This is a genomic window from Sediminibacterium sp. (assembly GCF_030695065.1).
Classification (GTDB): Bacteria; Bacteroidota; Bacteroidia; order Chitinophagales; family Chitinophagaceae; genus Sediminibacterium.
Genome location: NZ_JAUYTR010000016.1, coordinates 38356 through 54846, shown reverse-complemented (window position 1 = coordinate 54846; position 16491 = coordinate 38356). Strand labels below are relative to the sequence as shown.

The window sequence follows — 16491 nt, the reverse complement described above, 5'->3', positions numbered from 1 at the left end:
TTAACTTAACTTTATACCATCAATCAAACTACAATCCAAGCCAATAATTCGGAAATTATGTCGCTAAAAAAAAGGAAAACATGCGTAATAGTCAGCCTGGTAACGGCTTTTCTGTTATTATTTCAGTTAAGTAATGCACAGTATAATTTTCAAGGTTTAGAAACTGCAATTGCAGCATCTAGCAAAGAGCTGGGTAAAGAGTTTGTGATTTTAGTATATAAAGATGGGAAAATCATTTTTTCCAAATCTGCTGGAGAATTCACTCCTAAAACACAAGCGCCAATTGCCAGTAGCAGCAAATGGTTAACAGCTGCACTAATTATGGTATTAGTAGACGAAGGAAAAATTTCATTAGACGATAAAATTAGCAAGTACATACCTGTTTTTACCAAGTATAGCAAAGGATTCATTACTATAAGACAATGTTTAAGCCATTTAACTGGAATAGAATCGGAGCCAATTAAACTAGCAAACATCATAAAGAGAGGAAGGTATAATAGTCTAGAAGAAGAAGTAGAAGAATTTGCAACCAAAAAAGAAATCGTAGCCAATCCAGGATTGGAATTCAGGTACAGCAACGTAGGAATGAATATTGCAGGAAGGGTTATAGAAGTAGCTACAAGAAGAAGTTTTGAACAATTAATGCAAGAGAAAATATTGCGGCCGCTTCAAATGCGAAGCACTAATTTCTCTACTTTAAATGCCATCAATCCTTCAGGTGGAGCACAATCTACTGCCAACGACTACATGAATTTTTGCTCCATGTTACTAAATAAAGGCCTATTTAATGGAAAGCGCATTATGTCGGAGGCATCTGTTCAATTATTAATGCAAGCACAAACCACTTCTTCCATGATTAAATATGCGCCCAAATCTGCAGAAGGATACAACTATGCGTTGGGATCATGGATTCTTCAAACCGATCAAAACGGTAACCCATCTGTATTGGCATGTCCTGGTTTATTTGGAACATGGCCCATGATAGATTTGTGTAGAAACTATGCCGTCATATTTTTTGTTAAGCAATTTTTATCAGAAGAAAAGAAAGAAGTGTATTTAAAATTGAAAGGGATTATTGATGAACAAATAGTAGCCAACTGTAACTAATGTTGCCCATACAACAACATACGCAACAAATAAAAGCATTGGCTAAAAAGCTAGGCTTTGATTATTGCGGCATAGCCAAAGCCGTAAAATTAGAAGAAGACGCAAGAAGGCTAGAACAATGGCTACACCAAGGTATGCATGGGAAAATGCAATACATGGAAAATCATTTTGACTTACGCGTAGATCCAAGCAAATTGGTGCCTGGAGCAAAGTCGGTGATTACCTTACTCAAGAATTATTATCCCTCAGCCAAACAAGAACCACTTACACCACATATTGCTAAATACGCATGGGGTAAAGATTATCATGAAGTTATTCGTGCACAGCTGAAATTATTTTTAGCTGAAATAAGAGAACAGATTGGAGAAATAAACGGAAGAGGATTTGTAGATTCTGCCCCAGTTTTAGAAAGATCATGGGCAGTACAAGCTGGATTAGGCTGGGTAGGTAAAAATGGAAATTTAATTCACAAACAATCGGGCTCTTTCTTTTTTATTGCAACATTAATTGTAGACTTAGCTTTAGAAATAGATTCCCCCTATGCCAAAGATTTTTGTGGCACTTGTACCAAATGTATAGACGCTTGCCCCACCGAAGCCATTTTACCCAACAAACAAATTAATGGAAGCAAGTGCATTAGTTATTATACAATAGAATTAAAAGATGCCTTACTACCCAACCAATTAAAAGAGCCATTCAATAATTGGATGTTTGGATGCGATATTTGCCAAGATATTTGTCCATGGAATCGATTTAGTAAGCCACATCAAGAGCCATCATTTGAACCCATTCCAGCAATTTTAAATTTGACTACCAGCCAGTGGGAAGAATTATCGGAAGAATCGTTTAAAACGATTTTTAAAGAGAGTCCATTAAAGCGGACCAAGTTTAGTGGTATTAAAAGAAACTTGAAACTGATAAAGGCAATAGACTAATCCAACAATTGCCGAATTTTGCGGCTTTCTGCATCTTTAATCGCCATATTGAAGAGTTTTCCCCAAATATTCACCGTTTGTATAAACAAAACCAAGAAATTCCCGCACATATTATATATTTATGATGTTTTATAAACCTCCAAAACGATACGCATATGAATGTTAACTATGGCAAGGCCAATGTTATATCGAAGTTGTGCTTCCTTCTCTTCGGTATTACATTGACAATTGGCTTGCAAGCTCAAACAACTATTAAAGGAAAAGTAACAGACGGCAAAGGGCTACCTGTACCCGGCGCTTCTATAACCATTAAAAATTCAGGAGCTGGTACAGCAACTAACACTGATGGTACTTATCAGTTTATTGCCAATTTAAAACAAGGCAAGTATGATGTAGTTATTTCTTCTGTTGGATTTAGGTCTGCAGAAAAAAATATCACCATCAGTGCCGCCACAGGCAGTTTCACATTCGACGCTTCTTTAAAAGAAGATGCAACCGGATTAGATGAAGTGGTTGTTACAGGTACTTCACAAGGAACAACCAAAAAGCAATTGGGTAATTTTATAGGTACGGTAAAAGGTAGTCAAATTAACAATGCTGGATCACCCAATGCCATTGCATCTTTACAAGGTAAAGTGCCGGGCGCACAAATTACACAGAACTCAGGAGACCCTGCGGGTGGAATGAGTGTAAAATTGCGTGGCGTGAGTTCTATCTCTGGATCGTCTGATCCATTGTATATTATTGACGGTGTTATTTTAAACAACTCCAATGCAAGAGTAACCAATGCACAAAGCGATTATGATTCTTACGGTAGTGTAGGACAAAACAGAATGGTAGATATTAACCCCAATGATATTGATAGAATTGAGGTATTGAATGGAGCTGCAGCAGCGGCTATTTATGGTAGTCGTGCAAATGCAGGGGTAATTCAAATTTTTACTAAGAGAGGATCTACTGGTGCCCCAAAAATTACCTTTAGTTCTAAAGTAAGTACCAATTCATTAAGAAAGCGTTTGGTATTCAACAATGCTCCTACTAAGTTTGGTGGACCAGCAGAAGGCCCAACAGCGGTTACACAAGACATTTTGTTAACCAATTTAACTACCACTTCACCTGTTACTCGTTACGATTACCAAGACGATATTTTTAGAACTGGATATGGTACCGACAACAACGTTTCTATTACAGGCGGACAAGACAAAATGCGCTATTTTGCTTCTTTAAATTACAATAGCAACCAAGGTATTATTAGAGGTACAGACAATACCCGTTTTGGTTTCAGATTAAATTTAGACAACAAAGTAAACAACTGGTTTAGTTGGAATGCGGGTATTAACTATACCAATAATGCTACCAATGAAAAGCCAGACGGAAACAGCTTCTTCTCTCCTATTAACTCTATGACCATTATTGGAAACTTCCACAATATTGGTGTAAGAGATGCCAATGGAAATTTACAAGCAGTAGCTGAAAGAGGACGTGTGAATCCTTTAACCATCATTAACGACATCAAACAAAGAAACGTAACCAATAGAACCGTTTCGAATGTAGGATTTAAGTTATTCCCAGTGAAAGGATTAGTGATAGACTACACTGCAGGCTTAGACAATATTGCACAAAACGGAACCACTTTTATTCCTCCGTTCCCTTACAATGCTAGCCCAGGATTTTATGGTGGTGGTGCAACATTAGACCCAACATTAAATGGTTATGCAAGTGCAGCAAGTTTTAACTCTACGTTTTTTAACCACGATTTAAACTTTACTTACACTACTCAATTAACCAATAAATTATCATCTGTTACACAGTTTGGCTATTCTGAGCAATACGAAAAAGCCAATTATATTTTAGCACAAAGCCGTGGTTTATTGCCAGGCATTTCAACTGCAACAGGTGGTAGTACTTTATTGCCTAACTCAGATGGAAGAAGCGAAAGAACCATTCGTGGATTTTTCTTACAACAAAACTTTAAATTCAATAACCAGTTATTTGTAACAGTTGCAGGAAGAATAGATGGATCATCTGTATTTGATAAAAACAATAGAAACTTCTTCTACCCTAAAGTAAGTGGTAACTATATTTTATCTGAAACAGAATTCTTTAAGAAATCTTCCCTAGCCAATACAGTAGACGTATTTAAAATTCGTGCTGCGTATGGTGAAAGTGGAAACTTAACAGGAATTGGCGCTTACGACCGTTTCAATATTTACAATATCTCTCCTTTCTTGGGTAGAACCAGCTTGACTTCTCCTTCTGCAACTATTAGTTCTGATTTAAAACCAGAGCGTCAGAAAGAATTAGAAATTGGTACAGACATTGCGTTACTAGGTAATAGATTGCAATTCACTTTTAACTATTACAATAAAAAAGTAACAGACTTATTGGTACCTAATATTACCAATGCACCAAGTTCTGGTTTCCCTACTGCTACTAAGAACGTTGGTTCTTTAAGCAATAAGGGTTTTGAAATTATGGTTACTGCAGTTCCTATTAAGAATAAAAACTTTACATGGGAAATCACTGGTAACTTTAATAAGAACAAGAACAGAATTGAAAACTTAGGCGTTCCATTCATTTCATTTTCTGCTCCTACCGGTGCAGTATTTGCTTTGATTCCAGGATATGATGCACCAGTTTTCTATTCTACATTCTTTGCAAGAAATGCAAACGGAACAGAAGTGAAGAATGCAGCAGGTATACCTGTTACAGCAAGAGGTCCTATTGCAAATGGACAACCATTTGGAACCCCAACTTTAGATCCAGCAACTGGATTACCTTATACAACTGGACCTAACGCTAGTATTTTAAGATCTGTACTGGGCTCTCCAAACCCAACTTATACTGCTACATTAATCAACAGCTTTACTTATAAGAAATGGACAGTTGGTTTCCAATTAGACAGAGTAGCTGGAGCAGAAGTATTTAACGCCGACTTTAGAACAAGACAAGGTGTGGGTAACGGAAGTGAGTTTGCTCAAAGAGAGCACAAAGGAGAAATTCCTAGAGGTTATATCAGTGGAATTTATGGTATTGAAGAGTGGAGAGTTGATGATGGTTCGTTTACCAAATTACGTGAACTATCTGTTGGATATGCATTTGGAAAAGTGAGCAATTTATTCAGCAACTTAACTGTTACACTAACTGGAAGAAACCTAATCTCATGGGACAACTACAGAGGTTATGATCCTGAAACCAATTCTACCGGACAAAGCAGTTTGTTCAGAGGAGTTGATTTTGGTAACGTACCTATTCCGAAGACTTTCCAATTCGGTGTTGTAGCAAATTTCTAACCCATCAAACTAGATTAAAATGAAAAAAATATTATTGATTATTTTATCCGGAGTAAGTCTGGTTGCTTGTAAGCAAGACTTTACCAATCCCGGCGCAATTGGCGATACAGATGCTTTTTCTACTCCAAGAGGATTAGCAGGTGTTGCTGTTGGATTACAAAACGTTTACAGCAATGGCAGGCTAAGTCCTGTTTACAATGGCATTACCGCAGCAGGTGCATTAACCAATGAATTCAGGTTAATGAATGCAGGTAATACCGATGAGTTACAGTTATTTACAGGAGGTGCTGTGGTAGACAATTTAAATGGCATTGTAGGCAATATGTGGACTTGGAATAACAAGATCATATATGATGCAGACAATGTAATTGCAGGTGCCAATAAATTGGGAGACAAAGCCTATGCTTCAGGTTTACTAGCGTATGCAAGCATTTTCAAAGCAATGGCCATTGGAAATTTAGCAATGTTCTTTGAACAAATTCCTGCTGCGCCTGGAACACAAACTGCACCAGCAGCATTCCAAAGCAGAGCAGATGGATTTAGAAGAGCAGTAACCACTTTGCGCGCTGCACAAACGGCATTAGGGGCAAACCCACCAAGTGCTGCATTTTTTGCCAACGTACCAACTTCTGTTACCACTGCATACTTTACAAACACCATCAATGCATTAATTGCACGTTACAGTTTATTTTCAGGTGATTATGCGGGCGCATTAACAGCAGCCAATTCAGTAGACTTAAATTATGGCGGTGCAATTTTAGGCTATGATGCCATTGTAACCAACCCAATTTTTACTACTGCAACAGCAACCAATAACGTGTTTCAAATATTGGATTCAACACTAGGATTACCTACTGCTTTGGCACCAGATTTGAACGACCAGCGTATTGCATTTTATACTGCAATAAATCCAACTATACAGCCACGATATAGAATCAAAGGATTTTTTAGTACAGCAACACAAGCCATTCCTGTTTACTTGCCCGACGAAATGCGTTTAATAAGAGCAGAGTGTTATGTAAAACAAGCTGCTCCTAATTTAACTGCAGCTGTTACAGAAATTAATGCAGTAAGAACCCAGTTGCCAAGTGCTGATCCATTTGGTGTAGGGGGTGGATTAACTGCATACAGTGGTGCAGTTACTGCAGCAGCATTAACCGATGAAATCTATCGTCAACGTTGTATAGAATTGTGTATGAGTGGAATGAGACTAGAAGACAATAGAAGATTAGGACGCCCGGTAAGTGAAAGAAAGAGAACTTTCTTCCCTTATCCTAGCAGAGAGCGCGACAACAACCCTAACACACCAGCAGATCCTGCTAATTAACCTTTCTCTCCCCACTTAGTTTGTAAGAAGGCCCCGATCAATTCATTGATTCGGGGTCTTTAATTTTCAAGCGTTTTTTTAAGCGATTGTAAATTTTGCTCCATCATGGTACCCATAATTTTATCGTTCATCATAGAACCAAATCGATCCCAGGGATACCAGCCAATTTTTTGCACAAATTGCCATTGTACTACTGCATAATCTTGATTGCTGTTTCCAATAATACGAATGGTACTCAATTGTTGTTGACCATTTAAACTGGTCCAAGTAGATACAACAGTAGAATCGGTCACTTGCGTAATTTGAACACGCGTATTACCCAATTGTGCATCGGTAGAAGAAATAATTTTTACAGATGAATCGCTCATACCTGCAATCCATTGTTTCCATTGATTCATATTACCAACGCTGTATTTAATAGAATCAATAGGTGCTTTTATATCAACCGCTCTAGAAACCAGCACTGTAGAAGGAAACAATAAACCAATAAGGGTAACTATAAATCCTAATACAATTAAACTTATAAAACCCAGCTTAATCAATTTCATTTTATTCCCATTTAAACGTTTTAAAAGCAACAAGGTAAACTACAACAATCCAGATACCCAACACACCCAATTCAAGGGTACAATCTAACAAGCCTGCCCCTTCAAAAGCAATATTGCGCATGGCATTATTGAAATGAGTTAAGGGCAAAATGCGAGAAATGGGTTGCAACCATGTAGGGAAATTATCAATAGAAAAAAAAGTTCCAGCTAATAAAAACTGAGGCAAAGTAATTAAGTTGGCAAAGGGGGGAATAGTGCTTTCACTCTTAGCAACGCTACTCACAATAAACCCAAAGCCCATAAATAATATCAATGCAATAAAACTAAGCACCATTATTTCAGCAAATGTAACCAGGCCATTCACTAGGGTAAAATGAAACGCATAATGGCCCACTAAAATAATGATGACAGCGGTAATCATTTGAAAAATCACCCTGCTCAACGCCTCACCTAAAACAATATAAGATCGTTTAATAGGGGTAGCATAAAAACGCTTCAACACCAACTGTTGTCTTAAATTAAAAAACAAAAAAGCAACCCCAAAAACGCCCGCGCTCAATAAAGAAAAACCCAGCTGGCCAGGCAAAATAAAGTCGATGGTTCTATACACTCTCCCAGGCACTTTTTTGACTTCTTTATTAATGACCGCAATAGTTGGCGTAGAAGGAAACTGCTTTTGATTAATACCACTAATTACCGCATTTAAAATAGATTGAAGCACTTGAATATTCTGCGGATTAGCGGCTTCCGAACTAGTTAATTGAATACTATAAGGAGCAACCGAATTGGCTGGCTGTGCTGCAATATGAATGATGGCAGTAATTCTACCTTTCTCTAAATCTTCTTTTAACCGATCTCCCGTTTTATCGGATACTTTAATACCAGAAATATTTTTAAGGCTTTGATAAATGGGATTCATTGTATCGGAGCCATTGGCAAATGCAATATTAACACTCACTTTACCTCCCCCACCAATAAAACCAAAAACCAAGATAAAAATCATGGGGAAAGCAATGCTAAAAATAACAGCAGAAGGGCTTCTAAAAATAGATCTCAAACTCGCTTTTGTAATGGCCATCATGGCCTGAAACTGGCTATACGCTTTGTGCATCGGGCTTATTTATGGGCAAATCTATTGTATATTAACAAGAAAGGGAATCCTTGCTTGTGGAACACCCACCCAATTTTTAACCTGTTTAAGTTCGCGCATCACTTGAACAGCAGCAGGATCAAATTCCTCTTTCATTAATTGAGTAGAAATAGATTTTTTATAGCCACCCATGATTTGCTCAATCAAACTTTTCTTTTCAGGATATTCTTTCAACTTAACTTCCGACTTTTTTATATCTGCCATTCTTGCTGCACAATCAATGGCGTCTTGCAAACCACCTATTCTATCAGTTAATCCTATTTTTTTAGCACTGGTACCCGTCCAAACACGTCCTTGTGCAATGCTGTCTACATTGGCAAGGCCTAAATTTCTACCAGTAGATACCCTAGATAAAAAAGTAGCATAAATGCTGTCTACAGCAGATTGAAAATACCTTTTTTCGTTATCATTTAAGGGCTTACTAATATCTCCCATATCGGCATAAGGAGCAGTTTTAACACCGTCGAAAGTGACGCCAATTTTATTTTTAAAGAAAGATTGCATATTGGGCACTACACTAAAAACCCCAATAGAACCAGTAATAGTATTGGCATTGGCAAAAACAGAATCTGCATTACAAGCAATATAGTAACCACCCGAAGCAGCTACATCTCCCATACTTACTACAACTGGTTTTTCTTTTCTAATTAAAGAAATCTCTCTCCAAATTACTTCACTGGCTAAAGAACTACCACCCCCAGAATTGATTCTAAAAACAACTGCTTTAATAGACTTGTCTAGCCTAATTTTACGAAGGATATTTTTATAACTATCGCTACCAATCATTTCATCATCTCCTTGACCAGAAACAATATCGCCATTGGCAAATACCAATGCAATTTTCTCAGAACCTCTAGGTTCAAAATTGGACGCTTGTGCATAGTCGGACAATGCAACAAAATTGATTTTGGTTTTAATTTCCTGTCTTAATTTTTTGCTGATATTGGCTTTAATTTGGTCGTCGTATTTTAAGTCGTCTACCAAACCATATTTCTTGGCATCATAGGCTGTTTGAACCAAACCCTGTAAAGCCAAAGATCGTAAAACAGCAGTGTCTTTATTACGAGACATAGCAGCAGCATGTATAAAATGGGTATACAATTCTCCTAACCAAACCCCTGTTTGCAATTTATTGGCTTCGGTCATTTTGGTTTCTCTTAAAGGTTCTGTTGCACTCTTAAATTTACCCGCATAAAAAATTTGTGGTTGAATTTCTAGCTTATCTAACATCCCTTTTAAGAAAAACAAATTGGTAGAGAAACCGCTCCAATCTACCCCGCCCTGCGGGTTACAATACAATTCATCCGCAGCGCTGCCAATATAATAGCCTTTTTGTGAAATGACTTCGCCATGAGCAATTACAAATTTTCCACTATTCTTAAAATCTACCACAGCCTTGCGCAATTCTTCACTGGCAGCAAAACCGTTGGCATTATCTGCACAAAGAATATACAAACCTTTTACCGCAGAATCTTGCTTGGCATGCTTTAATAATTGCGTTACTTGAAACAAAGAAGGAGCCGCATCTTCTCCTTCATTTAATAAAGCAGCAAAAGGATCTTCTTGATATTGTTCTTTAAATGCTACAGACAAATCTAAAACCAACACTGCTTTAGACCCAATAATGGGTTTATCGGAAGAAGCTGCACTGGTTGCAATTCCAATCAAAACAAATACCCCAATTAGCGTAAATAGAACCAATGCAATAAACGTTGCGAACACAATTTTTAAAAATCCTCTCATATTAATTGATTAACCGATTATTAATTAAAGATATTTGAAGCTCAGTATACTACCAATTTATGCATTTAGCCTATTTATTAATCGGAAGCAACTTAGGAGACAAAGCAACCTATCTAAAAAATGCCAGTTCATATATACAACAACAATGCGGCCAAATAGTTAAACAATCTAGTTTCTACGAAACCGAGCCTTGGGGATTTACCGAACAACCCAGCTTTCTGAATCAGGCTTTATGCATCAAAACCGACTTAGCACCAACCCATTTAATGCGTGCATTATTGCAAATAGAAAGCCTTATGGGCAGAACCAGGACCATCAAAATGGGGCCCCGCATTATTGACTTAGACATTTTACAAATTGACCAACAAATCATCAATACCCCATTATTACAGCTTCCCCACCCAGCCATGCATTTGAGAAGATTTGCACTCATTCCTATGGCTGAAATAGCACCAACACTGTTGCACCCCATACTTAATAAAACAATGACACAGTTATTAACAGCATGCAGCGATGAAACCAATGTGCAAAAAAAAATAGTTTAAGCAAGGGCTTAGCAATTAATTTTGGGCGCATAGGTTAATTACATGAAGCATCAATTTATTACAATAGAAGGGAATATTGGAGCAGGCAAGACTACATTGGCTACTATACTGGCCAAAAAATTGAATGCAAGAATTATTTTAGAAGAATTTGCAGACAATCCCTTCTTATCTAAGTTTTATGATAATCCAGGGCAATATGCATTTCCATTAGAATTGTTTTTTATGGCAGAACGCTATAAGCAATTGAAAGAAATGGTGCATACCAAAGATTTGTTTCAAAGCATTACCGTTTCCGACTATTTATTTACCAAGTGCTTGTTATTTGCCAAAGTAAATTTACCCGAAGAAGAATTTAGGCTCTATCAGAAACTATTCGATATTATTCACCAGCAATTGGTGTTTCCCGATGTGTTGATTTACTTGCATGCCCCGGTAAATAAGTTACAGCAAAATATCAAAAAAAGAAACCGTCCATTTGAACAGGCCATCCCCGACGAATACTTATTTAATATTCAGGAAACCTATACCCATTATATTAAACAGCATAATATCAAAACCATATTTGTAGATGCCAGTAATGCCGATTTTGTAGGTAATGAAGCCCATGTTGATATTATTCTAGATGCACTAGAAAAAGACCTTGATTATGGACAACATTATTTTACCCTACCCTAGACCAATCCAATGCCCCCAGTAACATTCCAAAAAAAAGAAACATTCAAGGTATTGGGCATACCAGAATTCAGGCATTTATTAACAGGACGATTTTTATTTATCATGGGCCTGAGAATGTTGGGCACAGTAACGGGTTGGTGGATTTATGAATTAACCAACGACCCATTTGCAATAGGATTAATTGGATTAGCAGAAGTAATACCAGCAGTATCATTGGCTTTATATGCAGGTTATATTATAGACATTAGCGAGAAAAGAAAATTATTACTAAGAGGAGTATTGTTCTACTTAAGCTGTGCCATTGCATTGTTGTTATTGAGCACCCATTATTCATTGGCACAACTAGGAAAAAACTGGGTAGCATTTTTTATATATATGGTCATTTTTTGTACGGGTATTATTCGTGCATTCACAGGACCCTTGTTTAGCACTATGCTGGCAGCAATTGTACCCAGAGACCAATTACAAAGCGCCACCACATGGAACCAAGGAACTTGGCTATCGGCATCGGTAACCGGACATGCAGCTGCAGGATTTTTAATTGCAGGGATTGGGAATACAGGTGCGCTTTTAATTATTGTGAGTTTTATTGCAACAGGATTTGTTTTTTTATACCAACTCAAAGCCAAGCCAGCATTGAATAAGAAGGGAGAAAAAACAGGATTAGAAAGTGTAAAAGAAGGATTACAATTTGTATTCAAAACCAAAGAAGTATTGGGGGCTTTGTCACTCGACTTATTCGCCGTATTTTTTGGCGGAGCAGTAGCCATGGTGCCGGTATTTGCCAGAGATATTTTAGCAGTAGGGCCTATTGGATTTGGTTGGTTGAATGCAGCCACCGATATAGGCGCCATCTGCATTATTGTATTAGCTACCATCTTCCCTTTAAAAACCAATCAAGGTAAAATATTGCTTTGGGCAGTGGGAGGATTTGGGGCATGCATTATTGTATTTGCACTCTCTAAATTATTCTGGCTCTCCTTTTTTGCGCTCTTATTAAGCGGCATATTAGACGGCATAAGTGTAATCATCAGAGGCACGATTGTACAAATGAAAACACCCGATCATATGCGTGGAAGAGTCATGAGTGTAAACTCAATGTTTATTAACAGTAGCAATGAATTGGGCCAATTTGAAAGTGGATTGGCAGCTAAAATAATGGGCGTAATTCCCTCTGTTGTTTTTGGGGGATCAATGACCATACTAGTGGTAGTGGCTACCTGGTTTAAAGCCCCCGCTCTAAGAAAAATGAAGTATTAACAAAAAGCTTATTTCACAATGGCCATTAAATTTTCCATTACATGATATACCGCTGGGCAAAAACTGGAATTTTTTAATGTAATCAATGGGCGTTTCAACAATACATCTTCATCGGTATAAGGGAAACGAGCACAATCAGAAGGTCGCTCATCGTAAATACTGCATAAATTGTCTTGGCCCAAAAAAGGACAGGGAGTAGATTTAACCACATAATCCCCATCTGAATCTAGGTTGAGGTATTGGCCAATAAAAGCCGTTTCTTTCATGCCCAAATATTTACTAATACGTTTGATATCGGGTTGTTTAAAACGTGGAGAGTAATTCTTGCAACAATTGGCACAATCTAGGCAGTTGATTTGCTCAAATGCCTTTTCATGTAGATCGGGCAACACTTTCAACACTTTATTTTTGTCGGCTTTTTTTAAGAACTGCCCATACTTTTTTTGGTGTTCAGCCGATTTTTTTTCCCAATTAATCATCAAGTCTTCCACAAGTATCAGTTAAACATGTTAAGAAATTAATCACAACTCAGTAAAATTATGTTATTCGCTCAACAAAGCAGTTAAATTGATGTTCATACTTATTACCTTTGCGCCACCAAAAAGCCCTTTGAGTATGAATTTATTTGATCAACAATCCACCGAATTTCAGAGAAGACATATTGGCCCTAATGCGACCGATTTAAGTGCAATGCTAAAAACAATACAGGAGCCCAATGTAGCGTCATTGATTGGCAAAACGGTACCTGATAGCATCAGAATCAAGGAAGATCTTGCAGTACCTGCTGCTATTAGTGAGTTTGAATACTTAGCAGAACTAAAGAAAGTGGCTGCTAAAAATAAATTATACAAAAACTATATAGGACAGGGATATTATGGCACCATCACCCCTAGCGTAATACTCAGGAATATTTTTGAAAATCCAGGATGGTATACTCAGTATACTCCCTACCAAGCAGAAATTTCTCAAGGACGATTAGAGAGTTTGTTGAATTTTCAAACCATGGTAACCGACTTAACAGGATTACCAATGGCCAATGCCTCTTTGTTAGACGAAGCAACCGCAGCAGCAGAAGCCATGGCTATGTTGTTTCACTTGGCTAACAAAACAGACAATATTACCAAGCCCAAATTATTTGTAGACAACAATATATTTCCACAAACCAAACAAGTATTAATTACGCGCGCAGCACCTATTCAAATTGAATTGGTATTTGGTGATTACCAAGCAGCAAGCATTGATGAAACTTATTTTGGCGCCATCATACAGTACCCTGCCAACAACGGATCGGTAAACGATTACAAAGCATTTATTCATGCAGTTCATGCAGCCAATGCATATGTAATTATGGCAACTGATTTATTGGCACTAACCGTATTAACTTCTCCAGGAGAACTAGGCGCAGACGTAGCAGTAGGATCTGCACAACGTTTTGGCGTACCAATGGGATATGGTGGACCACATGCTGCATTCTTTGCAACCAGCGACGATTTTAAAAGAGGAATGCCTGGAAGATTAATTGGGGTAAGTATTGATGCGCAAGGCAATCGCGCATTAAGAATGGCATTACAAACCAGAGAGCAACATATTAAGCGGGAGAAAGCCACTTCAAATATTTGTACCGCACAAGCATTGTTGGCCAATATGGCTGCCATGTATGCGGTATACCATGGACCAGTAGGATTAAAAAATATTGCATCAAGAGTACATGCATTAGCCAATGCAACTGCAAAAGCATTAAGCAGCTTGGGAGTACAACAACACAATGCCGCTTATTTTGACACCCTACATATTACTGGAGTTGATGCTAGTCAATTAAAAACTGCAGCTGAAAATGCAGGCATCAATTTCCGTTACTTTAATGATGGAACCATTGGTATTACAATTGATGAAACCACTACCATTGCCGATGTACAAGCGGTCGTAAAAGTATTTGAGCAAGTAACCGGAAAACAATCTGCTGCATTGGAATTAAACAATACCAATACAGCATTGCCAACTGATTTAATTAGAACAAGTACTTATTTAACGCACCCAGTATTCAATACGCACCATAGCGAAAGCCAAATGATGCGTTATATTAAGTCTTTAGAAAATAAAGACCTTTCATTAAATACCAGCATGATTAGTTTGGGAAGCTGTACCATGAAATTAAATGCAGCAACCGAAATGATACCAGTGAGCTGGCCAGAATTCGGAGGCTTACATCCTTTTGTACCCATTAATCAAACAGCAGGCTACCAACAAATATTAACCGAGCTGAATCAATACCTATGTGCCGTTACAGGCTTTACCGCTTGTAGCTTACAACCCAATAGTGGCGCGCAAGGTGAGTATGCAGGATTGTTAACCATTAGAGAATACCACAAGAGCAGAAACGAAATATTTAGAAATATTGTGTTGATTCCAATTAGTGCACACGGAACCAACCCAGCAAGTGCAGTAATGGCGGGCTTTAAAGTGGTGGTAGTAAAATGTGATGAAGCAGGTAATATTGATGTGGCCGATTTAAAAGCCAAAGCAGAACAATACAAAGACACACTAGGCGGCTTAATGGTTACTTACCCATCTACCCATGGTGTGTTCGAAGAAACCATTAAAGAAATTTGTGCATTAATTCACGAGAATGGCGGATTGGTATATATGGATGGAGCCAATATGAATGCACAAGTTGGATTAACCAGCCCAGGCATGATTGGAGCCGATGTATGCCACTTGAATTTGCACAAAACATTTGCCATACCACATGGTGGTGGTGGCCCCGGAATGGGACCTATTTGTGTGAACGATAAATTGGCACCGTTTTTACCTGGACATTTATTAGGATACGAAAAAACAGGATTAGAAGTAAGTGCTGCACCATTTGGATCTGCCAGTATCTTATTAATCAGCTATGCATACATTAAAATGTTGGGCGCAGATGGCATTAGAATGAGTACCGAATATGCCATTCTAAACGCCAACTATATGAAAGCAAGGTTAGAAAACTACTATCCAATTTTATATACCGGAAAAAATGGAACCTGTGCGCATGAATTCATTGTAGACCTACGACCATTCAAGCAAACAGCAGGAGTAGAAGCAGAAGACATTGCCAAGCGTTTAATAGATTATGGCTTCCACGCTCCTACCATGAGTTTCCCTGTTGCAGGCACCATCATGATAGAACCAACAGAAAGCGAAGACAAAGCAGAATTAGATCGTTTTTGCGATGCCTTAATTGCGATTCATGGAGAAATCAAAGAAATAGAAACAGGTAAGGCAGATAAATTAAATAACCCATTAAAGCATGCCCCACATACACAAGCAGTGGTTTGTGCCGATGAGTGGACGCGCCCTTACAGCAGACAAGAAGCCGCATTTCCACTGTACTATGTAACCTTAAATAAATTCTGGCCATCTGTAGCAAGAGTTAACAATACACATGGAGACAGAAACTTGATTTGCACTTGCGAACCCGTTTCATCTTATGCAGAAGAGAACGCATAGAAACCAATAAGCGTTACAACCAACACTAAATAGTCAAAGCGCTCCTTTTTAAGGGGCGCTTTTTTTTGAGCAAAACAATCAGCTCCTCTTTATCTGCTAATGATTTTTCTAACAAGGTAATTTTTTGATACAGCAATTGTAAAGGGTCTCCGGCTTCTTGCAGCTCCAGCGCATCTGGCAAAGCATGCCGAATCATTCTGCCCTTGCCAGTTAACAACCAATGAATATTCAAGTCGGGAAAACAGGCTTGTATTTTATGCAATACTTCAGAACCCATGGTGCCTTTTCCTCTGTATTGTTTGCCCAAGTAACCATTGCTTAAATTGCAAATGCGTTCAAAAGCATAGGCACTCAATGCATGAAAATGCAAGTACTGGTATAATCGATCAATAATTCGCATGAATTTATTTTTTTAGGTA

The 16491-nt window shown here is 38.0% G+C and carries 13 protein-coding genes; 8 read left to right on the top strand and 5 right to left on the bottom strand.

Features of this window, described 5'->3' with window-relative positions:
- The first annotated feature begins 57 nt into the window (after positions 1–57).
- The 4 genes from Q8S25_RS07150 to Q8S25_RS07135 all read left to right on the top strand — a co-directional run bounded on the left by Q8S25_RS07150 (position 58) and on the right by Q8S25_RS07135 (position 6662).
- Complete coding sequence (locus Q8S25_RS07150; RefSeq protein ID WP_305536239.1) at positions 58–1107, top strand: serine hydrolase; 1050 nt, start codon at positions 58–60, stop codon at positions 1105–1107.
- The gene (gene queG / locus Q8S25_RS07145) at positions 1107–2042 is read left to right on the top strand and encodes a tRNA epoxyqueuosine(34) reductase QueG (RefSeq protein ID WP_305536237.1); all 936 of its coding nucleotides are present in this window, start codon (positions 1107–1109) and stop codon (positions 2040–2042) included. Before Q8S25_RS07150 ends, queG begins: the two co-directional genes overlap by 1 nt.
- A 155-nt stretch (positions 2043–2197) precedes the next feature.
- Positions 2198–5335 carry a SusC/RagA family TonB-linked outer membrane protein gene (locus tag Q8S25_RS07140; RefSeq protein ID WP_305536235.1) on the top strand — a complete coding sequence of 1046 codons (3138 nt, stop codon included), beginning with the start codon at positions 2198–2200 and terminating at the stop codon, positions 5333–5335.
- A 19-nt stretch (positions 5336–5354) separates the two neighbouring features.
- The gene (locus Q8S25_RS07135; protein WP_305536232.1) at positions 5355–6662 is read left to right on the top strand and encodes a RagB/SusD family nutrient uptake outer membrane protein; all 1308 of its coding nucleotides are present in this window, start codon (positions 5355–5357) and stop codon (positions 6660–6662) included.
- 59 nt (positions 6663–6721) lie between these two features.
- Here the strand turns inward: Q8S25_RS07135 and Q8S25_RS07130 are convergent, their stop codons facing one another.
- Genes Q8S25_RS07130 through sppA form a run of 3 tightly spaced genes read right to left on the bottom strand, consistent with a single transcriptional unit; the run spans position 6722 to position 10103 of the window.
- Entirely contained in the window at positions 6722–7210 is a 489-nt protein-coding gene (locus Q8S25_RS07130) for a hypothetical protein (protein WP_305536230.1), read from the bottom strand.
- 1 nt (position 7211) lies between these two features.
- Entirely contained in the window at positions 7212–8321 is a 1110-nt protein-coding gene (locus Q8S25_RS07125; protein ID WP_305536228.1) for an ABC transporter permease, read from the bottom strand.
- Positions 8322–8342: 21 nt separating this feature from the next.
- On the bottom strand, positions 8343–10103 hold the full coding sequence (gene sppA, locus Q8S25_RS07120) for a signal peptide peptidase SppA (protein ID WP_305536226.1): 1761 nt from the start codon (positions 10101–10103) through the stop codon (positions 8343–8345).
- A 59-nt stretch (positions 10104–10162) separates the two neighbouring features.
- On the opposite strand from sppA, the gene folK reads away from it, so the two are divergent.
- From folK to Q8S25_RS07105, 3 genes are read left to right on the top strand one after another with little or no spacing between them, the layout of a single operon-like run.
- Positions 10163–10648, top strand: a complete 486-nt coding sequence (gene folK / locus Q8S25_RS07115; protein WP_305536224.1) for a 2-amino-4-hydroxy-6-hydroxymethyldihydropteridine diphosphokinase — start codon at positions 10163–10165, stop codon at positions 10646–10648.
- A gap of 42 nt (positions 10649–10690) precedes the next feature.
- On the top strand, positions 10691–11323 hold the full coding sequence (locus Q8S25_RS07110; protein WP_305536222.1) for a deoxynucleoside kinase: 633 nt from the start codon (positions 10691–10693) through the stop codon (positions 11321–11323).
- A 9-nt stretch (positions 11324–11332) separates the two neighbouring features.
- Positions 11333–12583 (top strand): MFS transporter, encoded by a 1251-nt coding sequence (locus Q8S25_RS07105; protein ID WP_305536220.1) that lies wholly within the window; start codon positions 11333–11335, stop codon positions 12581–12583.
- A gap of 8 nt (positions 12584–12591) precedes the next feature.
- Here the strand turns inward: Q8S25_RS07105 and Q8S25_RS07100 are convergent, their stop codons facing one another.
- Entirely contained in the window at positions 12592–13074 is a 483-nt protein-coding gene (locus tag Q8S25_RS07100; RefSeq protein WP_305536218.1) for a YkgJ family cysteine cluster protein, read from the bottom strand.
- A 124-nt stretch (positions 13075–13198) separates the two neighbouring features.
- Between Q8S25_RS07100 and gcvP the strand changes: the two genes are divergently transcribed.
- Positions 13199–16072 (top strand): aminomethyl-transferring glycine dehydrogenase, encoded by a 2874-nt coding sequence (gene gcvP, locus Q8S25_RS07095; RefSeq protein WP_305536216.1) that lies wholly within the window; start codon positions 13199–13201, stop codon positions 16070–16072.
- Between the two features lie 25 nt (positions 16073–16097).
- Here gcvP and Q8S25_RS07090 read toward each other — a convergent pair whose 3' ends face one another.
- Positions 16098–16472: a hypothetical protein gene (locus Q8S25_RS07090; protein WP_305536214.1), complete on the bottom strand. Its 375-nt coding sequence runs from the start codon at positions 16470–16472 to the stop codon at positions 16098–16100.
- Positions 16473–16491 lie beyond the last annotated feature (19 nt).